This window comes from Vibrio sp. L3-7 (assembly GCF_963898195.1).
GTDB lineage: Bacteria > Pseudomonadota > Gammaproteobacteria > Enterobacterales > Vibrionaceae > Vibrio > Vibrio echinoideorum.
This window is the reverse complement of the sequence record NZ_CAWQUW010000001.1, coordinates 261,787-287,405: the sequence shown is the minus strand read 5'-3', so window position 1 is coordinate 287,405 and position 25,619 is coordinate 261,787. Positions and strand designations below refer to the sequence as shown.

The following is a 25,619-nucleotide window of genomic DNA, read 5'->3' as shown; positions in this document are numbered from 1 at the left end:
TATGTTTGATGGACTAGGGCTGTTTCTGGGGGCATTGGGTGATGCTCTTATTGGCCCAAACCTATTTGTACCGGGAGAGCCCTTCTTTATCGCTGCGGGCTTTCAACTGTATTCAGGTACATGGATGGCGTTGGTTTTGGTGATGCTAGGTGGTTTCATCGGCGATCAACTGAGTTACTTTATTGGTTCTAAATGGGGCGCAACAGCACAAAAGAAACTCATAAAATTTCGCCCTAAAACCAGAAGGTTAATTGCACGGTGTCGTTACTTAATCGCCAAGAAAGGCAGTTACATTATTGTGGTTGCACGCCTTCTTGGGCCTATTGCCTGGGTAGTGCCTTTTATTGCGGGCTCTCATCGCGTTAAGTGGGGCAGTTTTACGCTGTTTTCATCGATAGGTTTGTTGCTTGGTGGTGGGCAATTTATCGCTTGGGGTATGTTGCTGGCTCATGGTGTTGAACAGTTTCCATTATTGAGTTCGGTAAAGATATTTCTTACTGAGCATCAAAGCCTAGTAGTTGGCTTAGTTGTTGTTATTGCTTTTGTCGCCATCGGATATAAGCTCAAGTGGCGTAGACTCACGCTAAAAACCAGTACACTTTTGGTCGCTTGGTTATGCTACGCAAATTACGCGCATTTTTTCTGGAAAGCCGATGATTTTAAAACTCAACAAGCTTCAGCTGAAATGGTCTCTATTAATTTAGAAGAAGTGACTTATAAAGCGTTCCCTGGCTTATCTCCGGTTTACGATGCACAAGCGATCAATGTTGTGTATGTCGGGGAATCCCCCCGTGAATTGATGCATCAGCTTGGCTGGATAGAGAATCAAACTTTTTCTCGAAATGAGATTGAATGGACACATTATTTAGCTTTGTTAAAGGCGAATACTCCACCGGTTTCTGACTTGTATTGGCGAAATCAGCCTCAAGACATGGCATTTCAATTGCCTGGGAATCTGATGAAAAGAAGCCACATACGTTGGTGGAACGCAGGGCTAGACAGTAATAGCAATCAACTTAAGTGGTTAGGGGCAATCAGCTACGATGATGGGCTTAAAGTGACGCCGTACTCAGGTATTGTCACCATACTTCATAAAATTGACCCTAATGTTGATGAAGAACGGGATAGGTTTGCTGAACAGATAAAGTCGACCTACCCAAATATTGGAGTAGTAAACCTGCCACTCGCCAATGCGGAAGCTCTGAATGATAATCACGATTACTATACTGATGGTCAAATCTTGATGATTGGGGCGACGACATATGGCGCTGAATCTCCAGCTTTAAATGTGGCAGTGAACGACATATAGGTGAGTGGTACAAAGTTGATTGAACGAAACCTATCGCTTTGGTTTTGGCTCATTATCCATAGTTCTAGTGAGATGACTTCAATAAAGTCGTTACCTATCTATTTACTTACCTATCTTTTTTTCTCTTCTTTCTGGTCTGCTCATCCTATAACAGCCAATGAATAGGAGCCTTGTTTGATGTTTAAATCGAACAAGGCTTTGCTACTTTTCGGCGCTCACTTTTACTCCAAGTAAACTCCTTCTTAAGTCACTTCCAGAGATAACTCGTTTTTCTTTGTCTATGCTAATTAAGGGCGAGTAAGCGGCGAAAGCTAAGGACAACGTTATGCAAATGAATCCGATTGGTTGGTTTGAAATCTATGTTGATGATATGGCGAGAGCGAAAGCTTTTTACGAGGCTGTATTTAAAGTGACGCTTGAAAAGTTGGATAATGAAACTGGAATCGACATTGAAATGTGGGTATTTCCTTGTGAGATGGACAGTTACGGCGCAACAGGGGCGCTGTGCTCTATGTCTGGTGTCAAAGCGGGTGGCAACAGTACTATGGTTTACTTCTCTTGCGAGGACTGTGCGACTGAAGCAAGCTTAGCTGCGGAGAATGGTGGTGTCTTACAGGTGCCGAAAATGGCCATTGGTCAACATGGTTTTATTAGTGTTGTCAGTGATACTGAAGGCAACACGATAGGGCTGCATTCGATGAGTTAATGTTGAGCTCTAGGTGATTCAGAGAAAAAAGCAGGAGTTTGCACATGATAGGCAAACTCCTGTTTTTCTTTAGATGCTTTAGATGCTCTAGAGGTTTTCTTTAGCCTAAGAAGCTTGAGAAACCTTCAGAATGAGAGATGCCTTCAAGCCACCCATTGAGCTCTTGCCGAGTGTTAAACTGCCTCGGTAACTGTGGGCCATTTCGTTCACGATATTGAGCCCTAAACCTGTACCTGGCGTTGTCTCGTCAAGTCGAACGCCTCGTTTGGTGACTTGCGCGAGTTTCTCTTCTGGAATGCCTTTTCCGTCATCTTCAATGACCAATTCAATATTACCGTCTGCAAGCTCGTTAGCGTGTACCCGAATAATACTGCTCGCCCATTTGTAGCTGTTTTCAAGCAGGTTTCCGACCATCTCATCGAGGTCGGTTTTTTCTACGGCAACTTCAAGCTCAGAGTCCAGCTCATTGATCATGGTGACGTCGTTAGCGGCGTAGACTTTATCAAAAGCCATCGCGATAGCTTCGACACGTTCACAAGGCGATGACTTCACCGAAAGGATGTTCATTGCGCCAGCCATACGAGCACGGCCAAGATGATAGTCTATTTGGCTTTGAATCTGATGAATGGGTTGTTGTAGGAGTTTTTTCTCGTTGTCGGGAAGCATCTCTATTTCATTTTTCAGAACAGATAACGGTGTTTTTAATGCGTGAGAAAGGTTACCTGCGTGGTTACGAGCTCGTTCCAACAATTCTTGATAATGGAAGAGTAGGGCATTAAGGTCAGAGACTAATGGCGAAACCTCTTTCGGGTAATTGTCGCTTAACCCTTGTTGTTCGCCTTTTCTTAACATAGCTAATTCACGCTGCATTTTACTCAGCGGCAGTAGTGACCAACTGACTTGAATACCGATGAGCAGAAGAACACCCACAAACAACAACATCAAAATAAGCCAAACTTGGCTTGTTAGTTGATGAAGTGTCGATTCGAGTGGATCTTCATCAAGACCAATGGTGATGGTAACGGGCTCATTTAGTTCAGGTAAGTAGATGTCTTGCTCAATGTAAATCAGCTTCTCATCTTGTGGCCCTTTGACCGATGTGTGGATAGGTGATCGCTTGATGGTGAGATCTTTATCCCATAGAGAACGAGAACGAATGGTTTGATCTTGAGTGGCGGCACGCCAATAGATCCCACTATAGGGCTGGTTGAATCTTGGATCTGAAAGTCGCTCGGACATGATGAGGTTGCCACTATCACTGGTTTCAATATTGGCGGTGAGCTCGTCCATGGTAAGGCTTAATTGCTGTTTGACGTCATCGACCAAATAATCGTTAACCAATTTTGGAATTCCGATACCGGCAGCGAGTATCATTGCACCTAGCCAAAAAGCCGCAGCGAGGAGCAAGCGGCTTTTAAGGCTGATGTTTTTAAGTGTTCTTTTTTTTAGATTCATACATTTCTAGCCTGCCTTTGCTCGTCGCGATTTATCAGCATTACGATGATCAGAACAGGCTATCCACTTAATTGATGTGTGTATTTGGTTGAGATGCGCTTGATTGATGATTGCACTTACTATTTGTGATGGCGCTAAAGCTATTCAGCATTCAGTTGGTAGCCGAGGCCACGAACGGTTTTGATGATCTTTGGTGCGATTTTTTTACGGATACGTCCGATAAACACTTCTACGGTATTTGAGTCGCGATCGAAATCTTGTTTGTAAATGTGCTCAACCAACTCCGTGCGTGAGATAACTTTGTTTTGGTTATGCATGAAATACGCAACCACTTTATATTCTAGAGCAGTTAGGCTAACGGCTTGACCTTGCCACAGTACTTTTGAACTGCGCGTGTCTAGGCTTAGGTCGCCAATTTGTTGAATAGGAGCGGCACTGCCAGATGCACGGCGCAACTGAGCGCGGATTCGAGCAATCAGTTCTACCATCTCAAATGGCTTAGTTAGGTAATCGTCAGCGCCTGCATTCAAACCTTCTACACGCTGAGTCAGCGTATCTCTAGCGCTCAAAATTACGACCGGTGTATTGATGTTTTCGTCTCGAATACCTTTCAATACGGTTAAGCCGTCTAACTTTGGTAAGCCTAGGTCGAGAACAATCACGTCCCATTCTTCTGATGTTGCACGGTAGAGTGCGTCAATACCATCTTGAGAAAGCTCTGGTACCCAGTCTGCTCCCTCAAGTGTTTCAATAATTTGTTGGCCTAAACGAGGTTCGTCTTCAACGACTAAAATTTTCATGTTTTACTCTTCTTATTGTTATGAATTATTAGTTGGTGTTTTTTATGGCGTCTTTAAAGTTTCGGCCTTTTATCATCAACATTTCTAGCGTTTCAGCGTTGTATTCGACTTTAATAATGTTGTTCTGATGATTAATTTTGAGCTCGTAAACCCAAATGTCGTCATCTTCTTCAAGCTCTACTTTAATGATTCGACCATGCAGATCGTTTTCAACTGCCGCATACATTTCTGAGAAAGGGCGAATATAGCCTTCTTGTACTGCTTCGTAGACTTCGTCTTGATCTTCTTCAAATTCGATACGAGTTCCTGCTTTATGAACATCTTGTACAAGGTCATGACCGTTATGATCTGAGTCAGCCCAGACATTGGCAGAAACCAATAAGCCTAAGCTTATAGAAAACAAAGAAATCATAGCTTTACTAAACATAGCGAATCCTAGAGAAGGTTGATAGCGTTCAGTATAAAAAAGTGATTCTGAACAGAAAGTGAACCTGATTAATAATGAGATTTAGGTTCTCGAAAAGTGAGACGTTAGCGCTGTTGAAGCTCGTCTTCGAATATTTTATCTCTCATTTTCCAAAAGCGTCCGACTTTACGTGCAATCACGAATTGAGGCGGCCGGAATCGATGTTGGTGAGCGACCACTTTCGTTGGTGAAGCCTCTTCAAAAGGGCGATGCCTGTCTGCAAGATGAGGACGAACAAATTGATCTTTGAAGTTTTGTTTTTGCTTCTTGGTGGTTAATGACCAAAATTCATGCACTTGCGCTTGGTTTTCGCCACGATAGGTGACTTTAAGTTGTGATTTACCTTTATCGTCTTTGAGAACGTTAAGGTCCATCTCTAAGCATTCAAACACTAAGGCATCTTTCAGGTTCAGCGCTTCTTTAAGTTTTTTGTCTGGATCGACTAAGGTGGCATCACACTCATGACAAATACGCGCGGCGATGTCGTTGTCAGCGCCACATTCACCGCAATACTTCGCGCGGAAACGATAGTTGCAGTGTTCACGTTCGCCTGTGTCTTCATCGGTAAAGTAGCCTTGGCATTTACGGCCAAAGTGCTCAAGTAAAAATCCGTTGCTGTCTAGCTTGCCCCAAAAGTTATTATTGAAGCCGCAAGCAGGGCAGGGAATGGTGATGATTTCACTGTCGGAATCGGGTTTTGGGTCGCCCACTTCAGGTTGATAAAGGTCGTAACTGTTACCTGCATAGTCGAGCACTAAACACTCTTTTTTGCCCGGAGACAAGCGTAAGCCACGGCCAACGATTTGTTGGTACAAACTGATGGACTCTGTCGGGCGTAAAATCGCGATTAAATCGACATGAGGGGCATCAAAGCCTGTAGTTAATACTGATACGTTGACCAAGAATTTGATTTTACGCTCTTTGAAATCACTGATGATTTGGTCGCGTTCGAGTGTTGGTGTATCTCCAATAACGATGGATGATTCACCTTCCGGCAATAAGCCAAGGATCTCTTGTGCGTGTCTAACGGTCGCAGCGAACACCATGATGCCGAGCTTGTCTTTGGCCAGTTCAATGATCTGGTCGACAATTTGCGGCGTGGCGCGTTTCGATTGCTCGATCACCATATCGAGTTCTGCTTCTTTATAGCGACCAGTGCTTGCTGGTTTTAACTGCGAGAAGTCATAGCTCAGAACTGGAGCATCAATCATGCGTGCTGGTGTGAGGAAACCTTCGTCGAGCAGGTAGCGAATCGGTAATTCAAAAATACAGTCTCTGAAAAAACGCGGCTCTTCAGAACGCACTTGGCCACGGGTGTGATATTGGTAAAGCCAACCCATACCAAGGCGATATGGTGTTGCAGTAAGCCCAAGCACCTTAATACCCGAATTATTCTCACGTAAGTGTGTGATCACTTTTTGATAGCTACTGGTCTTTTCATCGGGAACGCGGTGGCATTCATCGATAACCAGTAATGAAAACTGATTAGAGAATGAGTCGAGATTTCTAACCACAGATTGAACCGATGCAAACACCACTTGTTGGTCGGTTTCTTTGCGGCCTAAACCGGCGGAAAAAATCGAACCTTTCAAGCCATAACCTTCATATTTTTCATGGTTTTGCTCTACCAGTTCTTTAACGTGAGCAAGCACTAAAACACGACCTTTAGCAAGCCTTGCCAGTTCAGCAATCACAAGGCTTTTTCCTGCGCCTGTGGGCAGTACCAAAACCGCAGGAGTTTGGTGTTTTCTGAAGTAATGAATCACTGATTTTACGGAGTCGGCTTGGTACGGGCGGAGTGTATACATATCGAGTCTTGTATGGTGAAAAACAAATAGTGTGAAATAGCTCAACTAATTGAGCAAAGGTGACTATAATACCCGACTTAGATTAGTTGAGGTATTCATGCGTTTAGATAAATTTCTGTGCGATGCGTTAGGCGTCACTCGAAGAGAAGCAACACACTTATTAAAATCAAAAGCAGTGACAGTTAATGATGTCATTCAAAAAAGCGGTTCACTCAAGGTAACTGAAGAGTGCGTTGTGGAATGGCAAGGCAATGAACTGCATGTTCACGGCCTGCGTTATATCATGCTTTATAAGCCAGAAGGCTTTGTTTGTTCGCATGAAGATAGCTCAAATCGCACTGCGTTTGAATTACTTGATGAAATCAAAATGGACAAGCTGCATTTTGCAGGTCGCCTTGACGTTGATACCACCGGTCTTGTTTTAATGACTGACGATGGTAAGTGGTCTCACCGTATCACGTCGCCAAAGCACAAATGCGAAAAAACATACCGTGTGTGGTTGGTTGAACCTGTTGAAGACGATTATGTTGAAAAGTTCAAAGAAGGTATCCAGCTTAAGAGCGAAGATGGCCTAACACTTCCAGCACACCTTGAAGTACGTGCGGAGCGCGAAGTGCTTCTAACGATTCACGAAGGTAAATACCACCAAGTTAAGCGCATGTTTGCGGCAATTGGTAATAAGGTTGAAGCGCTACACCGTGAGCGTATCGGTGAAATCGAGATGGACGAATCTTTGGAGTTAGGTGAATACCGTTATCTAACACAAGAAGAAGTTGACTCTATCTGGAAGTAATTCCTATCTAGTGATGTAGCCGACCAAGGATAGCGTCGGCTGATTATTTTGACTGGTACTAGGACAGTTTCAGCCATTATTGCTATATGTTCATGTATGTGTGCGCATATTCGTGTATCACTGTGCGTATTCGTATATTGCTGCGTGCATGTTCGTGCTCACATAAACCTAGTACTTAGTCGGAGAGTTATGCAAACGTCTACCTCACAGACCCCAAGCTCACAACCCCAAACGCCTCAGTTAGGTTGGATGCTATTTTTGGTTCTGGGCGCTATTGGTGCTTTAACACCTCTCGCAATCGATATGTACCTACCTGCTATGCCAACGATCGCCAGAGATCTAGGTGTAACTGCAGGTGAAGTGCAAATCACACTCACAGCGTACACTGCAGGCTTTGCTTTAGGTCAGTTGTTACATGGCCCGTTAGCCGACAGTTATGGTCGCAAGCCTGTTCTGTTGATTGGTGTATTTCTCTTTGCGATCGCATCTGTAGTGAGTGCTACCACTCATGGCATTGAAGCGCTCACGTTAGTTCGTACTGCTCAAGGCTTTGCTGGTGCAGCGGCCGCAGTAATCATTCAAGCGGTTGTGCGTGATATGTTTGACCGTGAAGACTTCGCAAGAACGATGTCTTTCGTTACTTTGGTGATGACGGTTGCGCCATTAATCGCCCCTATGATTGGTGGTTACTTAGCATTGTGGTTCGGTTGGCGTTCAATTTTTTGGGTGTTGGCTATTTTTGCAGTGATCGTGATTATAGCGGTATTGATTAAGATTCCTGAGACATTGCCTGTCGAAAACCGTCAGCCATTGCGCTTTAAAACGACGATTCGCAATTACGCTCGTTTGTGTAAAAACCCGACCGTTATGGGCCTGATTTTCTCGGGTGCATTCTCGTTTTCCGGGATGTTCGCATTTTTGACTGCAGGCTCTTTTGTCTACATTGATGTCTATGGCGTACGTCCTGACTTGTTTGGTTACCTTTTTGGTCTGAACATTGTTGCGATGATTCTGATGACAACAGTCAATGGTCGAATCGTTAAAAAAGTCGGTTCTCATACTATGTTGAGAGCAGCGTTGATCATTCAATTGCTGGCTGGCTTAGGTTTACTCGTCGGTTGGGCATTGGATCTCGGGCTTTGGGGAATTGTGCCATTTGTGATGTTATTTATTGGAACCATCTCTACTATCGGCAGTAACTCTATGGGTCTACTGTTAAGTGGTTATCCAAACATGGCAGGTACAGCCTCTTCTCTGGCTGGAACATTAAGATTTGGTACTGGTTCTGTCGTTGGTGCTATCGTTGCGATGCTGCCAAGTGACAGTGCTGGGTCTATGGCTATGGTAATGGCTGCGTGTGCAGTAATGTCAGCATTACTATATTGGACATTAGGAAAGAAGGCATAATGTCAAAATACTATATTGAAATTCAGAAGTTAGTGAATGACGCGTTGGGCGAGCTTTACGCTCTGCATAAGGCAGGTAAAGCGATTGATGCGCCTATTGCGAATAACCTTTATTTAGTTCGTTGGGTGACGAAAGCGATTAAAGCTCAGTCTTATGATCGTGTGATTGTTCCCGATTTGGTGCGTTGGCAGAAGCAGGGACGTTCAAAAGGCAATAACTCTGATTTGACCTTTATCTTTAAACGTATTTCTACGTTTTACGGTAAATTTTTCCCTGAAGGCGAAGAGCCAAAAGCGTTGAAAGACAGTGACGTTGAAGCCTTTATGGACAAGATGTATGAGATGGGTTGGAGCGTTTCAAGCGAAGATGAGCTAACCACTGGTGGAAAAATTCAATTCTTTACGGATGGCGAACACTCTTTTGCACTTTGTGGCAAACAGTGTGATGACTCTTTCGACGGTGAGTTGATGGTTAAACCGATGAACTGGTTTGTTCGTGGTAACCACGCTGAGTTTATTCAAGCAGCAATGGAAGCGGATTTCATGCTTCATAAAGTCACTGACTATAAGTCAGCGGTGAAGTACCACGGTGAATATATCGTGTATCCTGCTAACCAAGGTAACCAACTGGCTGAGATTCCAATCAGTATTATTGGTTAATAGCAGATTTTGGATTAGAAGAGCAGGCCATTTGAGCCTGCTCTTTTTGTTTTGTATCTGCTTTAATCCCTTAGCATCTAGACACTCGCCTCTGCTTTTATTCTTTTCGCGTCTTGTTACTCTGAATCTCGCATTTGCTCTTTAGCCTGCTTCTCTATCGCCTTAACCATACCTTTAAAGATGAAAAGATGCGCAGGCATCATTGCGAACCAATAAAGGAGTCCTAAGAAGCCTTTTGGGTGCCACCAAGCTGAAATGTTCAGTTCGCGAGAGTCACCGTGGTCAGACACCGTAATTTCCAGTCGACCTAAGCCTGGGCCTTTCATTCCGAAAAGCAGAGATAAAAACTGATTCTCCTCACAACGAATGACCTTCCACGAGTCAATCTTGTCACCGACTTTTAGGTTTGGTCCTTCTGGCATTTGTCGAACGGGTATACCGCCACCAAATAGAACATCTAACCATTCACGCGTGCGCCATAAAGTGTTGGCAAAGAAGTAACCTTGTTTGGGGCTTCCTATCTGCTGTGCAACATTCCATAGTGATTCTAGTGATGCTGTTGAAGTGATACTTGCACCGGTTTTCTTTGGGTAGTAGCCATATCCAGCTTGCCAGCGTTTGAACGCGGTTTTATCAAACCCCCATACATTACTTTTGACGAAGTTTCCCTCAGCGTGAATAGCTTGCTCAACCATGCTCTCGAACGATATGAGTTTTTGAGGGTACTTCTCTCTGATAGTGGTAGAACTGGCAATGAAGTCATGCTTTAAGCCTGCGAGAAGCGCTCTACCGATGTTAGAAGGGACGGAGGTCACGACGCCTAGCCAATATGACGCGATTTTAGGTGTTAGCAGTGATGTTGCCCAAAGCCTGAGCGGACGGTCGGCCGTTTTCGCAATATGAGCAAACTGATTTCGATAAGAGACGATATCTGGCCCGCCAACTTCAAACGTTTGGCTTTCGCTTGGCGTGTCTTGTGCAAGTTTCAGTAAATAGTGGTTAAGGTTCTGCAGTGCAATAGGGTTAGCTTTGGAGTCTACCCATTTTGGCGCAATCATGATTGGTAGGTTGTAAACGAAATCTCGCATGATCTCGAATGCCGCAGAGCCGGGGCCGATGATAACACCAGCTTGGAGTTCGGTTACTGGAACTGGCCCTTTTCGAAGTAGCTGTCCGGTTTTTTTTCTGGCTTGAAGGTGTTCTGAATCGCCCGTTTGAGGCTGAAGAGAACTGAGATAGATAACATGTTGATTCTTTGGCCCAAGCGCCGAAATAAAGTTACGCGCTAAGTTGAGTTCGTAATCAATGAAGTCATGGCCTTCCGCCATCCCATGAACTAGAAAGAATATCAGTTCAAAATCGGGTACTAATGCCTGCGTCGCGGCTTGATCTGCGAGATCAAGATACTCAAGCGATAAGTTATCGTGAGGCTCGGTTCGCGCCTTTAAATAATCGATATGCCTTGCTGCTGCAGTGACTAGATACCCTTGCTCAAGCAGTAAAGGGAGGAGCTGCGAACCAACATATCCAGAAGCGCCTAAAACCAGTACTTTCTTCATTGTTACTCCATTTATATCTGTGGTTAAAAACCGAACATTGATATAATAGCGCGATATTTATCTTTATTCATCAATACGTTCCGTTTAGGTATCTCTATGTTGCTCTCTTCCATTATTCATCACACCCGAGGTGACTTTGTTCGTAGGCTTATTGCGATTGCTTTGCCTATCACTTTACAGAGCATTATGTTTTCAAGCCGAGGCTTAGTGGATGTGTTGATGTTAGGTCAGCTTGGAGAAGCAGACATTGCGGCGGTAGGGGTAGCAAGCCGTGCGATGTTTGTGACGACTATTATGCTAGTTGGTGTTACCACAGGTGGTGCGTTGTTGACGGCACAATACTGGGGAGCGGGCGACAAACAAGGAGTCAGAGAAAGTACCGCACTGACCTGGTTGGTTTCGACACTATTTGCCTTGCTTACGATTGTGTTCTTTGTCTCTTTTCCCGCGCAAATCATGGGTGTGACCACAGATTCTCAAGAAGTCATTAATTTGGGTATGGAATACATCGTTATCACCTCATTTAGCATGTTGGCGGTATCGTGTGTGAGCAGCATGGCTGTTGGTCTAAGAGCAATGCATAAGCCGGGGCTCAGTACTTTCTTTAGCGGAATCGGCATTCTTTCTAATGTGTTTTTAAACTGGGTGCTGATCTTCGGTAATTTAGGTTTTCCTGCTTTGGGCATAAAAGGCGCGGCGATTGCTACAGTAATGAGTGGCGCTATTGAAGTCGCGACCTTGTATGGTTACCTCTATTTTTCAAAGCATTTATTAGCCTTCAAATTCTGCGATATTCAAGCGGCGGCAACCGTCGAGAAAGTGGTTCGTTTTTTGAAATTATCGCTGCCAACGACGTTCAATTTCTTAGCATGGGCTGGTGGCCTATTTGCTTATCACGCAATCATGGGACAATCGGGTGTACAAGGGTTAGCAGCGCTTTCGGTGATGACGCCAGTTGAGTCTATCTCGCTGAGCCTATTGATTGGTATGTCGAATGCGGCTTCTGTCTTGGTTGGCAACCAACTTGGCGCGAAGAATAATGAGGCAGTCTATTATCAAGCTCTTGGCCTAACTATTTTGTGTTTCCTGACCAGTATTGTTGTGGCGATATTCCTTTATTTTGTGCAAATGCCAATATTGAATGCGTTCAGTGCGTTGACTGAAGAAACCAGAGCTCTTTCCGAGAAGTTTATTCTGATTTTAAGTGTCGGAATCGTTATCCGTTCAATCCCAATGACAGTGATTGTTGGCGTATTGAGAGCGGGTGGCGATGTTAAGTTCTGCCTCTATCAAGACCTAATTGCTCAGTGGGTGATTGGTATACCTTTGGCTGCGGTTGCCGCTATTTATTTCAAATTCCCGCCAGAATGGGTGTATTTACTGTTCTTGACTGAAGAGGTCATTAAGTGGGGCGGTTCGCTCTATCGCATGAAAACCAGAAAATGGATTAAAAACTTAATAGGAAATTGAAGTGGGGCGCATCGATCGCACTACTTTATCGCTGGCGTGTGATCTATCTTTCAAAATACTTCCTCCTAACAGGGAATTAGTGTAGATTCTCCTTCCAAATTCTATCTAATGTGAGCTGTTTAATGTTAAAGCTGTCAGACCTATGTAAAGGCTATGTCGACGGGGGAGAATTCCACCCTGTTTTGCAAGGTGCTGAGTTAACATTAAACCAAGGCGACCAACTCGCATTAATGGGAGAAAGCGGTTCAGGAAAGAGTACATTATTGAATCTTATCGCGGGTTTAGATTTGGTAGACTCTGGTGAAATCGCTTTCCCAAACTTCAATATGCACGATTCGACAGAACGTAATCGCACCGCATATCGTCGAAATAATATTGGTCACATTTTCCAGCAATTCAACCTACTTCCAACGCTTAATATTGCCGACAACATTCGTTTTTGTCGCCAATTAAAGGGTTTACCTGAAGATAAAGGGCTCTGGAGACAGATACTGTCGGCTTTAGACCTTATGCCTTTACTTGGACGTTACCCTGAAGAGGCCTCTGGTGGTCAACAGCAACGTGCGGCGATTGCTCGTGCATTGTATATGGAACCGAAGATTTTGTTGGCCGATGAGCCTACGGGAAGCCTCGATGAACGCAATGCGGAAGCGGTGATGCGTTTGCTGACCTCTTTAACCCGTCAGCTAGAATGTACCTTGTTACTGGTTACGCACAGTGAAAAAGTAGCGTTACATATGGATGGTCGTATCCGTCTACAAGGAGGGCAACTGCATGTTATGGCCCGTAGTTAAGGCACTACTCGGTCACTATCGACGTTACCCACTTCAGATTATATTGGTATGGCTTGGTTTAACCCTTGGCGTATCACTTTTGGTTGGTGTTACCGCTATTAACCAACACGCCAAGCAAAGTTATGCGCATGGCGAAAAACTCTTTTCGAATCCTCTCCCTTATCGTATTCGACCAAAACACAACGCCAATAAAATTCCGCAAGGCTTTTATATCCAACTTCGCCGTGAAGGCTTTCAACAGTGTTCTCCTTTTGACCATCACCGTATCACTGATGAAAACGGCGCGAATTTCATGCTGATTGGCTTAGACCCCGTGTCTATGCTTCAACTACAGCCGGGTGTTGCGTTAAAAGATCTCACCACCTTAAATCTCATGAAGCCGCCGTATCCGATCCTTGTCAGTGATGACCTTGCTGAACATATGGAGTGGAAAAGTGGTGATTATATCCATCTATTAGACGGTTCTGATCTAGGCCCCGTGGCTGTCGATCAAAACAATATTATTGATGGTACTCGCCTGATTGCGGACATCTCATTGCTCAGAATGCTAAAACGCAGCGCTGGGCTTTCGGTTATTGCTTGTTCAGACATGCCTCCTGAGAAGTTCGAGCGTCTTAAGAACATATTGCCAAATGGTTTGACGATTACTCGCAGCTCAAAGGCGGAGCTTGAATCACTCACCAGTGCTTTTCACTTGAACTTAACCGCGATGGGTATGCTGTCGTTTGTGGTGGGCTTGTTTATCTTCTATCAAGCGATGTCACTTTCATTTATTCAGCGTCAACCATTAGTTGGAATCCTAAGACAAACGGGTGTGTCTGGTTGGCAGCTTACGAAGGCACTTTGTTTAGAGCTGCTTATCTTGGTTTTATTAAGCTGGATATGCGGCAATATATTTGGCGTGATGTTAGCGAATCAATTGTTACCGGCAGTGTCTTCAAGCCTAGGCGATCTTTATGATGCTAACGTCGGTTTAACGTTGAGCTGGAGTTGGCGTTGGAGTGGTTATAGCTTATTGATGGCATTGCTTGGTGCATTCTTGGCGTGCGCTTGGCCGTTGGTTCGTTTACTGAAATCCCAACCTATTCGTTTGACCTCTCGATTGTCCTTAATGCGTTTTGCCGGCACTGAGTTTACTTGGCAAGCATTGATAGGTTGTGGTTTCTGTGTCGCTGCAGTAGCGGTGTATCAAGCTCCTCAAACCCAAGAGACGGGGTTTGCTATTATCGCGCTGATGCTGGTGAGTGTGGCGCTGTTTACGCCGTTCTTGATGTGGAAACTGTTCAACAGTTTATCTTATTCATTACGTTGGGTTCGTGCTCGTTGGTTCTTCTCCGATGCAGCCTCAAGTATGAGCTATCGTGGTGTTGCGACGATGGCCTTTATGTTGGCGTTAACGGCTAATATTGGTGTTGAAACCATGGTCGGAAGCTTCAGGGATACCACCGATAAATGGTTAACGCAGCGTTTGGCGGCTGATCTCTATATATACCCAACCAACAATGCGGCTGCTCGTATGAGCAATTGGCTGTCGGACCAACCCGAGGTTGATTCGGTTTGGTGGCGTTGGGAAAAAGACGTCGCTTCTCCTGTAGGCAGCATTCAGGTTGTGAGTACTGGCCCATCTGAAGGTGAATTAGAAGCTCTAACGATTAAGTTAGGTATTCCGAACTATTGGTATCATTTACATCACTCTAAAGGTGTATTGATCAGCGAATCCATGTCTTTAAAACTGGGTATTCGCCCCGGTGACTATATTGATCTTTATGACAGCCTAGGCTCCGGTTGGCAAGTTGTTGGGGTGTATTACGATTATGGCAACCCTTATCATCAAGTGATGATGTCACATCGTAACTGGTTGTATGGATTTGCCGGCAAGGGCAATGTGGGACTTGGCGTAACATTGAAAGATGATGTGAATGCCATCGGTTTACGAAGCCGATTAGAGAGCGTATTTAGGCTCGGCTCTGAACGTATTTTCGATAATAATAATATTCACAGCCAAGCAATGCGTGTGTTCGATCGAACGTTTGCTATTGCCGATACGTTGGGCAATATCACCTTAGTGATTGCGGTTTTCGGTATCTTCTTTGCTACCGTTGCGGGTGAAGTGTCGCGTCAAAGGCATATTTCACTGCAACGTTGTTTAGGCGTTTCGGCCAAAGAACTGATTCTCACCGGCAGTTTACAATTATTTGTATTTGGGCTTATTTCCTCTTTAATAGCCATTCCGCTTGGCTTAGCCTTGGCGAGCTTAATCGTTGATATCGTCATTAAGCAATCTTTTGGCTGGTCTCTCGAGTTACAAGTGATTCCATGGGATTATTTAGTGACATTTGCGTGGGCAATGGCAGCATTAATGCTCGCTGGTGCTTTACCAGTGATGAGAATGATTCGGAACACGCCGATGAAGTCATTGAGGGATGCACTTTAATATGTTTCAACGCAACGGTTCAATTAAACTCAAACACCGACTGATATCATCTGTTTTATTAGTTAGTTTCTTTGGTGCTCTTTTAGGTCTCTGGGCTTATTACTCCTATTTCGTTGATGTCGGTGAAAAGGGCGTAAATGAAGTTAACTCGGTGCTGGTCAGCGAGCATTTTAATGTGTTTGAACCTGTGCTGCCTGATAGAACCGTTTCTCTGCCGAGAGACTTCCAATTCCACCCTGATTTTCAACACGAATGGTGGCACTACTTTGCTTCTCTAAAAGGGGATGACGGTAAGAAGTACTCGGTTCAATGGAGCTTCTTTCGTATAGCTACAGACGAGCGCGAAACTCCGGGATGGCAAAGTCCACAAATCTATATTTCAAATGTAGTGATTTCTTCTGACTCTAAAGTCTGGAAAGAACAGCGTTTAGCGCGTGGCGGAATTGGCCAAGCGGGGATGACGAATCGTCCGTTTAGAATTTGGATTGATAACTGGAACTGGCGTGCATTGGGTAATACCCCGTTCCCCGGTCGCCTCCAAGTAAAAACGGATACGTTTGGTCTTGAGCTGGACACTGTGGCGAAAGGGCCATATGTGTTGAATGGAGACAATGGTTATCAGAAAAAACACGATTTACTGCCTGTTGCGTCTTATAACTTCAGCGCTCCCTTTTTATCATTGACTGGTGTGTTGAATCTCGACGGTGTTACCAAGGAAGTTGAAGGGACGGCATGGGTACATAAAGAGTGGGGAAGTGGCTTACTCGGAGTAGGGCAACAAGGTTGGGATTGGTTTGTGTTTAACCTTGATGATGGCACGGCGTTAAGTATTAACCGCTACCGTCACAATCAACAGTTACCTTATGTTTTCGGGACGTTGGCGACCCGCTCTGGCAAAGTTTATCAGTTGACGGATTCGGATATCTCTATCAAGCCTCTGCAGAACACAACGTTACTGAATGGCAGAAGAATGCCACTGCAATGGATAATCAACGTGCCACAACATAATATCAATCTTACGACGCGCATCAAACGCAGAGATATGTGGCTGCCATTTGTCATACCATATTGGGAAGGCCCCATAATGGCGAGCGGAAGTCATGAAGCGACAGGCTTTATGCAGCTAACTGGCTACTAAAAAACACCTAAGGCTATCATTTGATAGCCTTTTTTATATCTGCGCAAATTTGATTCTAAAATTAATTCTGCATACAGCATCCAGGTTCTCATCTATACTTAATTCATCTTACGTAACAACATTATGGAATATACGACGTATTGTTTAGTATTTGTAGGAAAAACCGAAGTTAAACATCCGAAGAAGTGATTATCTATCGATTAGGCTTGTCTATACACTCGTGGTTATTCTTTGTTATTCGTTTATTTAAATAATAAATATAAGGGCGAAATCATGACCGACGTCATCCGTGACTTCTTTAAAATGGAATCTGCTGGCGGCATCATACTAGTCATCGCTGCGGCGATCGCAATGTTTGTAGCAAACTCACCATTGAACGAAATGTACCAAGGGGTACTTCATAGTTACGTTCTTGGTATGTCTGTGTCTCACTGGATTAACGATGGCCTAATGGCTGTGTTCTTCCTTCTAATCGGCTTAGAAGTTAAGCGTGAGCTTTTAGAAGGCGCATTAAAATCTAAAGAGACAGCAATCTTCCCTGCTATTGCAGCTGTTGGCGGTATGCTAGCTCCTGCACTTATTTACGTGCTGTTTAATTCAGGTAACCCTGAAGCGCTTCAAGGCTGGGCTATCCCGGCGGCAACTGATATCGCATTCGCGTTGGGTATCATGGCTCTTCTTGGTAACCGTGTACCGGTTAGCTTGAAAGTATTCCTATTGGCTCTAGCAATCATCGATGACCTTGGTGTTGTTGTTATCATTGCATTGTTCTATTCAGGCGATCTATCAACGCTTGCACTAACGGTTGGCTTCATCGCAACTGGTGTGCTGTTCATGCTAAATAACAAGCATGTGACTAAGCTGACTGTGTATCTCATTGTTGGTGCAATTCTGTGGTTCGCAGTGTTGAAATCTGGTGTTCACGCAACATTGGCTGGTGTAGTGATTGGCTTCGCTATCCCATTGAAAGGTAACAAAGGTGACTATTCTCCATTGAAACACCTAGAGCATGCTTTGCATCCTTACGTGGCATTCGCAATCTTGCCAGTCTTTGCATTTGCAAACGCAGGTATTTCGTTGGAAGGTATCTCAATCTCAAGCCTAACAGGCATGTTACCGCTAGGTATCGCTATGGGTCTATTGATTGGTAAGCCTCTAGGTATCTTTGCATTCAGCTGGGGTGCGGTGAAACTGGGTATCGCTAAGCTACCTGAAGGTGTCAACTTCATGAACATCTTCGCAGTATCTGTGTTGTGTGGTATTGGTTTTACAATGTCTATCTTTATCTCTTCACTGGCATTTGGTCCAACGAACGCAGAGTTTGATACGTTTGCTCGACTAGGTATCCTGATGGGTTCGACAACAGCTGCAATTCTGGGTTACTTCCTGCTACGTATTTCTCTACCGAGTACGAAGCAACAAGAAGTAAAACTTTAATCGTGAGTAGGCTCGTTTAATTGCGAGCCTACTCATTGAGTAACGAGAATTTAGTCGCAGAATCGTTCCCCCGATTCATGTGACAACAAAGAACAAAAAAGCCGTGATAGGTAACCTTATCACGGCTTTATTGATTTTATGTCCTAGCTAATATTCATCGTCTGATGACCTGATAATATTAGTTCTAATATCATCAGGCCTAAACGCGTTACCTGTATATTCCCCGCACTACCTACAACTCCTTTTACAAACAAGGTGACAATGTCACGTTATTTTTCTAGCGTGGTAAATATGGTCCATTCTTCAACGATCTCTTGGTTTAGCCCGACAACCGTAGCCGTTACTTTACGGTTCAAAGCGTGTGATGTTGGGTCGTCACCATCACTTTCTAGTCGCTCTTCACCATAACCGACAATTCTCACTCGACTAGGTTCGATGCCATTTGACAACAGTTCATCTTCAACACGATGGGCTCGTTTCTTCGACAAATCTAAGTTGTAATCGTTAGCGCCCACTTTACTCGCGTAGCCTTGAATCTCGATTGACGCGCTTTTGTATGTTTCTAAGAATTCAGCCATCGTACTGATTTGATCTGAAAAGATGGGGTTAACTTCATAAGAGTCATTTGCAAAGAGGATTTTCAGTTGTCTGACTTCTTCCGAGCGAATGGTTTCTCCGCAGCCATCATTATCGACGAGCGATGCTTCTGGTGTGCCAGGGCATGTGTCTCGAGCATTCACCACACCGTCTTTGTCGTTATCTTGCAGATCAGAAATCTGTTCAGCTTCAGGTATTTCTATGTAAGGCTCTTCTTGTTGGCTAGAGCATGCACATAAAGATATCGTTAATGTTGAAAGTAATAAGTAAGGTATCTTCATCATTAATACTCCACGGCCGTTGTCCACTCTTCTGGAATGTCGACCAGTAGAGCATTCAATAAAGAACCCGTTGCATTCATTACGCGATATTTAGCGTATTGTTCTGAGTAATGTGCATCTAAGTAATCTTTACGGGCTTCAAACAATTCGTTTTCTGTGTTGAGCAAATCAAGCAACGTACGTTTACCTATTCGATATTGTTTCTCATATGCGATAACAGTTTCTGAGGCTGAATCTACGTGGTCGGATAAAAAGTTCTTTTGTTGCAGTGTTAGATCCAATGCACTCCAAGAAAGGCGAAGTCCTTCTTCTACCTGACGATAAGCTCGATCTCTCAGATCCTTTGCTTTATTGAGTTGGTAAGCAGCAGCTTCTGAATTCGCGTTGTCTGTTCCGCCGTTGTACAAGTTGTATCGCATTCTCAGCATTGCCAGCGTTTCTTGGCTCGAACCTTCATCGCCTCCTGCATCATCTCGCCATGATTGAGATGCCTCGATAGAGAAAGTCGGGTAGTTAACCCCTTTTGATTGTTTGTACTGGAAGTGCGCCGAATCGACATCTGCAGTTGCGACTTTGATTACTGGGTGTTGGTCCAGAGCATCAACAAGGGCGTCTGATAATGACAGTGGAATCATAGAAATATCAGCTCTTGGATAAACTAAGCCGAGAGGTTGTTGACCAACAATTCTTCGGAATTGGGTGTGCGTATCGATTAAATTATTTTGCGCAGCCAATAAGTTACCATGAGCTTTTGCAATCCTAGCTTCTACTTGTGATACATCAGCCGTTGAGCCTATGCCCGAAACTGCTCGTTTTTTTATGTCTTTATATATCTTTTTGTGCACGGCAAGGTTACTTTCCGAGAGGGCGAGTACTTCAGTTGCTTTTACTGCGTCTAAGTAAATTTGGGTAATCTCTAAGGCTTTATCTTCGGCATCAGCTATTAATTGTAAACGAACCGATTCTGCTTCTGCGGCAGTACGATCAATGTCGTTTAGCGTTGAAGAACCATCCCACAACAACTGAGTGAGGGATATTGTCGCTTCTTTTCGCGTTAGGTCTGTATCAGGGCCGTTATTTGGCGCTGGGTTTATACCTTCGTAACCGATACCAGCATCAAGGTCGATACTTGGTCTGTAAGCACCACCTGCTGCATCATTTCGTTTTTTGACGCTCACATAGTCATTGAAGATGCTTTTGATCTCAGGATTTGTAGCCAAGGTGATAGCAACGGCCTGCTCTAAAGTTTGAGCAAAGACGGGTGCAGCTGCTAAGCAGCAGCTTAAAATCGATAACTTAAACAATCTCAAAGTAGTTCTCCTTCTACTTGTAACTGTCTTCTCTATGGATAAGAGCAATTAGTGAAAAATTGTTAACCTTGTTAACCTTGTTAAACGAAGCTTAGGCCATTTGTTTGAAAAATGAGAAGTTTAATGAAGAAAATTACTTAAGTTGGTATTTACGATAATCAACCTGTATACATGACGGTAAATCTACAAATGGGCCTAAATTAGCCGTCGCTCTTATTGTGTTTTAACTCAATAGCTTGATTTGCGATTGTTGACGCATAAAGAAAGATCGGTAATTTTGATGTTCTAACGGCTTAAATAGGCAGGCAATGCACAGATATAGGCAAAAAAAAGCCCAAACCAACACGGTTTGGGCGGATACAAGTATAGGAGTTAATAAGGAAAAATGCAGTAATTAAGAAAGCAGGGAGAAACAAGTTTGACGGCCTGTTAAACTTCTAAATACTCTGTTTTCTACTTAATTTATGACCCTCCATTTCTATTTCAGTTCCCAGAAAATTCATTAATTTTTCCTTTTTTCGTAAACACACATTTATTCAATCGGTTAGTGTCTAGTTTTATCAACTGGTACGACCAATTTGTGAAAATGTGATGTTGCTTGCTTGTTAAATAAATGTGCTAAGGGTATATTTCAAACAGTTGTTTAATACGAGTGATTGAAATGGCACCAAGAAGTACAACCAAAGAAAAAATCTTAGATGTTGCTGAAGGCTTATTTGCTGAGCATGGTTTTAATGACACCTCTTTACGCACTATTACGGGTAAAGCTAATGTCAATCTTGCTTCAGTGAACTACCACTTTGGCGATAAGAAAACTCTGGTTCGTGCAGTACTCAATCGATACTTAGAAGCATTTATGCCTGCGCTGCAAGACGCTTTAGTGAACTTAAACTTGAACGAAACGTATTCTATGAATGATGTGTTTGAGTCTTTAAGGCAGCCACTAAGAGCGCTTAATGATGTTAGGCCGAATGGTACTAGCCGATTCATGTTACTTATTGGGCGTGGTTACACCGATGTACAAGGGCACTTGCGTTGGTTCATTACAACTCGCTACAGCGAAGTACTGACTTTATTTACCAACTCAGTAATGAAAGCCAACCCGAACCTCACTCAAGAACAGTTATTTTGGCGATTGCACTTCACCTTAGGGACTTGTGTATTCACCATGGCTTCCAGTCAGGCTCTCGTAGAAATCGCAGAGAATGATTACGGCAAGCGAATAGATGCTAAAGCAGTGGTCGATATTCTTATTCCATATTTAGCCGCTGGCATGTCAGCAGAAGAATAAAACAATAAAAAGCGAAACATTCACAACCAATATAGTGAACAAAAGGATCTGAACTATGAGCTCTCTAAGACAAAAATGGGTAAGTGACCCAGCTTTTAAACTCTTTAAAAAAGTACTACCACCACTATCTAGCACCGAGAAAGAAGCAATGGAAGCAGGTAGTGTGTGGTGGGACGGAGAGCTGTTTTCTGGTAAACCAGATTTCACTAAGCTGCATCAATATCCAAAACCTCAGCTAACAGCGGAAGAGCAATCGTTCATGGACAATGAACTTGAAACCTTGCTTGCTATGCTTGATGACCACAAAATTGTAAAAGAAGACCGAGATCTTCCTGAGGAAGTGTGGAACTTCTTACGCAAAGAGCGTTTCTTTTCCCTAATTATTGCGAAATCGTACGGTGGTCGTGAATTTTCAGCGCACGCAAACTCTACCATCGTAACTAAGATTGCGACTCGAAGCATCAGTACTGCGGTTTCGGTAATGGTTCCAAACTCTCTTGGCCCTGGTGAGCTCCTGTCTCACTACGGTACTCAAGATCAAAAAGATTACTGGTTACCTCGTCTTGCTGACGGTACCGACATTCCATGTTTCGCGCTAACAGGCCCTGAAGCGGGTTCTGATGCGGGCGGTATCCCTGATGTTGGTACTGTTTGTATGGGAATGCATGAAGGCAAAGAAACACTAGGTATCAAACTGAATTGGAACAAGCGATACATTACGCTTGCACCTGTCGCGACTGTTCTGGGTTTGGCGTTCAAACTACACGATCCAGAAAAGCTGCTTGGCGATAAGGAAGACATTGGTATCACTTGTGCGCTTATCCCAGCTGATCACGAAGGTGTTGTGATTGGTGAGCGTCATGATCCACTTGGCCTTGCATTTATGAACGGTCCTACACGTGGTCACGATGTGTTCATTCCAATGGAGTGGCTAATCGGTGGTGCTGACTATGCAGGTAAAGGTTGGCGTATGCTGGTGGAATGTCTGTCTGCAGGTCGTGGTATCTCATTACCCGCACTTGGCACGGCGATGGGCCACCTAACAGCGAAAACGACCGGCGCGTACGCTTATGTTCGTAAGCAGTTTGGCATGTCGATTGGTAAATTTGAAGGTGTTGCTGAGAGCTTAGGTCGTATTGGTGGTTTAACGTATCTGTTAGAAGCAACTCGTACGTTGACAACTACGTCGCTAGATATGAAAGAGAAACCAGGTATCGTAACGGCTATCGCTAAATATCACATGACAGAAATGGCACGTACTATTCTGAATGACTCAATGGATATCCATTCAGGTCGTGCAATTCAAGATGGCCCAATGAACTACTTGGCTGCGCCTTACCTAGGTATTCCAGTTGCTATCACAGTAGAAGGTGCGAACATCCTAACTCGTAACCTGATGATCTTCGGTCAAGGTGCGACACGTTGTCACCCATACGTATTGAGCGAAATGGAAGCGGCAGCGAACCCAGATGAGAAGCAAGGTGCAAAAGACTTCGATAGCTTGTTGTTTAAGCACATCTCACACGCAACTAAGAACACGTTTGGCGCGTTTGGCGCAGCACTAACGGGCTCTAAATTTATTAAAGCCGACATGAGTGGCCCAACGAAACCTTACTACCAAGACCTAACTCGTTTGAGCCGTGCGTTAGCGGTAAGTGCTGATTTCGCAATGCTTACGCTAGGTGGTGAGCTGAAACGTAAAGAGCTTATCTCTGCACGTTTGGGCGATGGCCTAAGTTACCTATACATGGCTTCGGCTGCGCTTAAGAAGTACGAGGATGAAGGTCGTCAACAAGCTGACCTAGACTACGTACACTACGCGGTTCAACACTGTTTCCACAATGCGGCTAAGTCACTACAAGAAGCGTACCGTAACTTCCCGAACAAGATGGTTGGAAAAGTGCTGAAAGGTTTAGTTTTCCCTGTAGGTAACCACTTCGAGAAACCAAGTGATAACCTAACGGTTCAACTGGCAGAAAGCTTGATGACTCCAGGAGCACACCGTGAACGTCTGACTCACCTTTGCTACATTGGTAAGGAAGAGGATGATAGTGTTGGTCTTATGGAGAACGCTTTCAATGCGATGTACAGCATTAAGCCTCTGGAACGTAAGATCTTCAAAGCTGTGAAAGAGGGTAAAGTCGCTCGTAAAGGCTTGCTAGCCGATAAACTGGCTCAAGCACTTGCTGCTGATGTGTTGACTCAAGAAGAAGTAGACCAAATCGTAGCTGCGGATAAACTGCGTTACGCTGCGATCCAAGTTGATCACTTCAGCCATGACTTTAGTGAAACTTTGACGCGAAAAGAGTTAAAACCTAAGCTAAATAGCGTTGCTTAGATAAAGAAATGATAAAAGGCACCTTATAAGGTGCCTTTTTTTGTTTTTGTCGTAGAAATCGCAATAGATGCGTTAACAAATGGTGACTTAGTCAGCAAATATGACCTGAGTGCTCCAACCACTTGCATTTTCACCACATTTTTACAGAAATTAGATGCCATTTGCGTACGAAACTCTTATCCTTAACCTGATTTTTTAAGGAAGTTGAATATGATCATCAAACCTCGAATTCGCGGATTCATCTGTACTACAACACATCCAGTCGGTTGTGAAGCTAATGTAAAAGAACAAATTGCTTACACAAAAGCTCAAGGCCCAATCGCAAATGCACCTAAACGTGTACTAGTTGTTGGCTCTTCAAGTGGCTACGGCTTGTCTTCACGTATTGCGGCTGCATTTGGTGGCGGCGCTTCAACTATCGGTGTTTTCTTCGAGAAAGCCGGTACTGAGAAAAAGACTGGCACAGCTGGCTTTTACAACTCAGCAGCGTTCGACAAGCTTGCTAAAGAAGAAGGCCTGTATTCAAAAAGCCTTAACGGCGATGCTTTCTCTAACGAAGCTAAACAGAAAACTATTGACCTGATCAAAGAAGACCTAGGTCAAATCGATATGGTTGTGTACTCACTGGCATCTCCAGTGCGTAAAATGCCTGAGACTGGCGAAGTGATTCGTTCAGCTCTAAAGCCTATCGGTGAAACGTACACATCTACAGCAGTAGATACGAACAAAGACGCGATCATTGAAGCCAGCGTTGAGCCTGCTACTGACGAAGAGATCAAAGACACTGTTACTGTAATGGGCGGTGAAGATTGGGAACTTTGGATCAACGCACTTTCTGAAGCGGGTGTTCTAGCTGACGGTTGTAAGACTGTTGCTTACAGCTACATCGGTACTGAACTAACGTGGCCAATCTACTGGGATGGCGCGCTAGGCAAAGCTAAGATGGATCTAGACCGTGCAGCGTCAGCACTTAGCGAGAAACTAGGCCAGACTGGCGGTACAGCAAACGTTGCTGTTCTTAAGTCTGTTGTGACTCAAGCAAGTTCTGCTATTCCTGTTATGCCTCTTTACATCGCTATGGTGTTCAAGAAAATGCGTGAAGAAGGCATTCATGAAGGTTGTATGGAACAGATCTTCCGTATGTTCAGCCAACGTCTATATAAAGAAGACGGCAGCGCAGCAGAAGTGGATGAAGTGAACCGTCTACGTCTAGATGACCTAGAACTTCGCGAAGACATCCAAGAACACTGTCGCAACCTATGGCCTCAAATCACAACTGAGAACCTAAAAGAACTGACTGACTACGTTGAGTACAAAGAAGAATTCTTGAAGTTATTCGGTTTTGGCATTGAAGGTGTTGATTACGAAGCTGATGTTAATCCAGCTGTTGAGTTTGATGTAGCTGACATCTAATTCAAATGATCAAATCTAAACGAATAGGCGCTCATTGAGTGCCTATTTTTTTGCCTGCAGTTTGGGAAAAGAGATTAAGTGCAGATACGGGATTCGATTAGCGAGATGCGAAGGGATCTAAAAGAGGCGAGTAGCAACATGAGGAATACGAAAT

20 protein-coding genes are annotated in these 25,619 nt (G+C 44.0%); 13 read left to right on the top strand and 7 right to left on the bottom strand.

Annotated elements, in window-relative coordinates:
• Window position 1: 1 nt before the first annotated feature.
• A complete protein-coding gene (locus tag AACW75_RS01325) occupies window positions 2–1,309 on the top strand; it encodes an LssY C-terminal domain-containing protein (protein ID WP_145568196.1) in 1,308 nt (435 codons plus the stop codon).
• 325 nt (window positions 1,310–1,634) lie between these two features.
• Window positions 1,635–2,015: a VOC family protein gene (locus AACW75_RS01320; RefSeq protein ID WP_102552780.1), complete on the top strand. Its 381-nt coding sequence runs from the start codon at window positions 1,635–1,637 to the stop codon at window positions 2,013–2,015.
• Window positions 2,016–2,120: 105 nt separating this feature from the next.
• On the opposite strand, the gene AACW75_RS01315 is transcribed toward AACW75_RS01320, so the two are convergent.
• The 4 genes from AACW75_RS01315 to AACW75_RS01300 all read right to left on the bottom strand — a co-directional run bounded on the left by AACW75_RS01315 (window position 2,121) and on the right by AACW75_RS01300 (window position 6,544).
• Complete coding sequence (locus tag AACW75_RS01315; protein WP_145568197.1) at window positions 2,121–3,470, bottom strand: ATP-binding protein; 1,350 nt, start codon at window positions 3,468–3,470, stop codon at window positions 2,121–2,123.
• A gap of 140 nt (window positions 3,471–3,610) precedes the next feature.
• Window positions 3,611–4,270: a response regulator transcription factor gene (locus tag AACW75_RS01310; protein WP_102552778.1), complete on the bottom strand. Its 660-nt coding sequence runs from the start codon at window positions 4,268–4,270 to the stop codon at window positions 3,611–3,613.
• Between the two features lie 28 nt (window positions 4,271–4,298).
• Window positions 4,299–4,697 (bottom strand): PepSY domain-containing protein, encoded by a 399-nt coding sequence (locus tag AACW75_RS01305; protein WP_017074641.1) that lies wholly within the window; start codon window positions 4,695–4,697, stop codon window positions 4,299–4,301.
• A 104-nt stretch (window positions 4,698–4,801) separates the two neighbouring features.
• Window positions 4,802–6,544, bottom strand: a complete 1,743-nt coding sequence (locus AACW75_RS01300; protein WP_004734668.1) for a DEAD/DEAH box helicase — start codon at window positions 6,542–6,544, stop codon at window positions 4,802–4,804.
• Window positions 6,545–6,641: 97 nt separating this feature from the next.
• On the opposite strand from AACW75_RS01300, the gene rsuA reads away from it, so the two are divergent.
• The 3 genes from rsuA to AACW75_RS01285 all read left to right on the top strand — a co-directional run bounded on the left by rsuA (window position 6,642) and on the right by AACW75_RS01285 (window position 9,403).
• A complete protein-coding gene (rsuA, locus tag AACW75_RS01295) occupies window positions 6,642–7,337 on the top strand; it encodes a 16S rRNA pseudouridine(516) synthase RsuA (protein ID WP_029225004.1) in 696 nt (231 codons plus the stop codon).
• A gap of 189 nt (window positions 7,338–7,526) precedes the next feature.
• A complete protein-coding gene (locus tag AACW75_RS01290) occupies window positions 7,527–8,744 on the top strand; it encodes a Bcr/CflA family multidrug efflux MFS transporter (RefSeq protein WP_145563794.1) in 1,218 nt (405 codons plus the stop codon).
• Entirely contained in the window at window positions 8,744–9,403 is a 660-nt protein-coding gene (locus AACW75_RS01285) for a DUF2913 family protein (RefSeq protein ID WP_145568198.1), read from the top strand. The genes AACW75_RS01290 and AACW75_RS01285 overlap by 1 nt, the downstream gene beginning before the upstream one ends.
• 116 nt (window positions 9,404–9,519) lie before the next feature.
• Here the strand turns inward: AACW75_RS01285 and AACW75_RS01280 are convergent, their stop codons facing one another.
• On the bottom strand, window positions 9,520–10,962 hold the full coding sequence (locus AACW75_RS01280; RefSeq protein ID WP_145568199.1) for a DUF2867 domain-containing protein: 1,443 nt from the start codon (window positions 10,960–10,962) through the stop codon (window positions 9,520–9,522).
• A gap of 96 nt (window positions 10,963–11,058) precedes the next feature.
• Between AACW75_RS01280 and AACW75_RS01275 the strand changes: the two genes are divergently transcribed.
• From AACW75_RS01275 to nhaA, 5 genes are all read left to right on the top strand, one after another.
• On the top strand, window positions 11,059–12,432 hold the full coding sequence (locus AACW75_RS01275) for an MATE family efflux transporter (protein WP_017074636.1): 1,374 nt from the start codon (window positions 11,059–11,061) through the stop codon (window positions 12,430–12,432).
• A 122-nt stretch (window positions 12,433–12,554) separates the two neighbouring features.
• Window positions 12,555–13,226: an ABC transporter ATP-binding protein gene (locus AACW75_RS01270; protein ID WP_020477143.1), complete on the top strand. Its 672-nt coding sequence runs from the start codon at window positions 12,555–12,557 to the stop codon at window positions 13,224–13,226.
• Window positions 13,207–15,660: an ABC transporter permease gene (locus AACW75_RS01265; RefSeq protein ID WP_145563799.1), complete on the top strand. Its 2,454-nt coding sequence runs from the start codon at window positions 13,207–13,209 to the stop codon at window positions 15,658–15,660. The genes AACW75_RS01270 and AACW75_RS01265 overlap by 20 nt, the downstream gene beginning before the upstream one ends.
• Entirely contained in the window at window positions 15,650–16,798 is a 1,149-nt protein-coding gene (locus tag AACW75_RS01260) for a lipocalin-like domain-containing protein (protein WP_237297368.1), read from the top strand. The genes AACW75_RS01265 and AACW75_RS01260 overlap by 11 nt, the downstream gene beginning before the upstream one ends.
• Before the next feature lie 273 nt (window positions 16,799–17,071).
• Window positions 17,072–18,235, top strand: a complete 1,164-nt coding sequence (gene nhaA, locus AACW75_RS01255; RefSeq protein ID WP_029225002.1) for a Na+/H+ antiporter NhaA — start codon at window positions 17,072–17,074, stop codon at window positions 18,233–18,235.
• 269 nt (window positions 18,236–18,504) lie between these two features.
• Here the strand turns inward: nhaA and AACW75_RS01250 are convergent, their stop codons facing one another.
• Together AACW75_RS01250 and AACW75_RS01245 are read right to left on the bottom strand one after the other, a co-directional pair.
• A complete protein-coding gene (locus tag AACW75_RS01250) occupies window positions 18,505–19,116 on the bottom strand; it encodes an OmpA family protein (RefSeq protein WP_135455058.1) in 612 nt (203 codons plus the stop codon).
• Complete coding sequence (locus AACW75_RS01245) at window positions 19,116–20,423, bottom strand: TolC family outer membrane protein (RefSeq protein WP_145568201.1); 1,308 nt, start codon at window positions 20,421–20,423, stop codon at window positions 19,116–19,118. Before AACW75_RS01245 ends, AACW75_RS01250 begins: the two co-directional genes overlap by 1 nt.
• A 661-nt stretch (window positions 20,424–21,084) precedes the next feature.
• Between AACW75_RS01245 and AACW75_RS01240 the strand changes: the two genes are divergently transcribed.
• The 3 genes from AACW75_RS01240 to fabV all read left to right on the top strand — a co-directional run bounded on the left by AACW75_RS01240 (window position 21,085) and on the right by fabV (window position 25,465).
• On the top strand, window positions 21,085–21,714 hold the full coding sequence (locus AACW75_RS01240; protein ID WP_029225000.1) for a TetR/AcrR family transcriptional regulator: 630 nt from the start codon (window positions 21,085–21,087) through the stop codon (window positions 21,712–21,714).
• A gap of 55 nt (window positions 21,715–21,769) precedes the next feature.
• Complete coding sequence (locus AACW75_RS01235) at window positions 21,770–24,052, top strand: acyl-CoA dehydrogenase (RefSeq protein WP_017074628.1); 2,283 nt, start codon at window positions 21,770–21,772, stop codon at window positions 24,050–24,052.
• Window positions 24,053–24,262: 210 nt separating this feature from the next.
• Window positions 24,263–25,465, top strand: coding sequence for an enoyl-ACP reductase FabV (gene fabV, locus AACW75_RS01230; RefSeq protein ID WP_029224999.1), 1,203 nt, complete (start codon window positions 24,263–24,265; stop codon window positions 25,463–25,465).
• Window positions 25,466–25,619: the final 154 nt, after the last annotated feature.

Excerpts from the sequence above, each read along its gene's own strand:
- AACW75_RS01325 (WP_145568196.1), top strand. The coding sequence starts at position 2 with ATGTTTGATGGACTAGGGCTGTTTCTGGGGGCATTGGGTGATGCTCTT.
- AACW75_RS01320 (WP_102552780.1), top strand. The coding sequence starts at position 1,635 with ATGCAAATGAATCCGATTGGTTGGTTTGAAATCTATGTTGATGATATG.
- AACW75_RS01315 (WP_145568197.1), bottom strand. The coding sequence starts at position 3,470 with ATGAATCTAAAAAAAAGAACACTTAAAAACATCAGCCTTAAAAGCCGC.
- AACW75_RS01310 (WP_102552778.1), bottom strand. The coding sequence starts at position 4,270 with ATGAAAATTTTAGTCGTTGAAGACGAACCTCGTTTAGGCCAACAAATT.
- AACW75_RS01305 (WP_017074641.1), bottom strand. The coding sequence starts at position 4,697 with ATGTTTAGTAAAGCTATGATTTCTTTGTTTTCTATAAGCTTAGGCTTA.
- AACW75_RS01300 (WP_004734668.1), bottom strand. The coding sequence starts at position 6,544 with ATGTATACACTCCGCCCGTACCAAGCCGACTCCGTAAAATCAGTGATT.
- rsuA (WP_029225004.1), top strand. The coding sequence starts at position 6,642 with ATGCGTTTAGATAAATTTCTGTGCGATGCGTTAGGCGTCACTCGAAGA.
- AACW75_RS01290 (WP_145563794.1), top strand. The coding sequence starts at position 7,527 with ATGCAAACGTCTACCTCACAGACCCCAAGCTCACAACCCCAAACGCCT.
- AACW75_RS01285 (WP_145568198.1), top strand. The coding sequence starts at position 8,744 with ATGTCAAAATACTATATTGAAATTCAGAAGTTAGTGAATGACGCGTTG.
- AACW75_RS01280 (WP_145568199.1), bottom strand. The coding sequence starts at position 10,962 with ATGAAGAAAGTACTGGTTTTAGGCGCTTCTGGATATGTTGGTTCGCAG.
- AACW75_RS01275 (WP_017074636.1), top strand. The coding sequence starts at position 11,059 with ATGTTGCTCTCTTCCATTATTCATCACACCCGAGGTGACTTTGTTCGT.
- AACW75_RS01270 (WP_020477143.1), top strand. The coding sequence starts at position 12,555 with ATGTTAAAGCTGTCAGACCTATGTAAAGGCTATGTCGACGGGGGAGAA.
- AACW75_RS01265 (WP_145563799.1), top strand. The coding sequence starts at position 13,207 with ATGTTATGGCCCGTAGTTAAGGCACTACTCGGTCACTATCGACGTTAC.
- AACW75_RS01260 (WP_237297368.1), top strand. The coding sequence starts at position 15,650 with ATGCACTTTAATATGTTTCAACGCAACGGTTCAATTAAACTCAAACAC.
- nhaA (WP_029225002.1), top strand. The coding sequence starts at position 17,072 with ATGACCGACGTCATCCGTGACTTCTTTAAAATGGAATCTGCTGGCGGC.
- AACW75_RS01250 (WP_135455058.1), bottom strand. The coding sequence starts at position 19,116 with ATGATGAAGATACCTTACTTATTACTTTCAACATTAACGATATCTTTA.
- AACW75_RS01240 (WP_029225000.1), top strand. The coding sequence starts at position 21,085 with ATGGCACCAAGAAGTACAACCAAAGAAAAAATCTTAGATGTTGCTGAA.
- AACW75_RS01235 (WP_017074628.1), top strand. The coding sequence starts at position 21,770 with ATGAGCTCTCTAAGACAAAAATGGGTAAGTGACCCAGCTTTTAAACTC.
- fabV (WP_029224999.1), top strand. The coding sequence starts at position 24,263 with ATGATCATCAAACCTCGAATTCGCGGATTCATCTGTACTACAACACAT.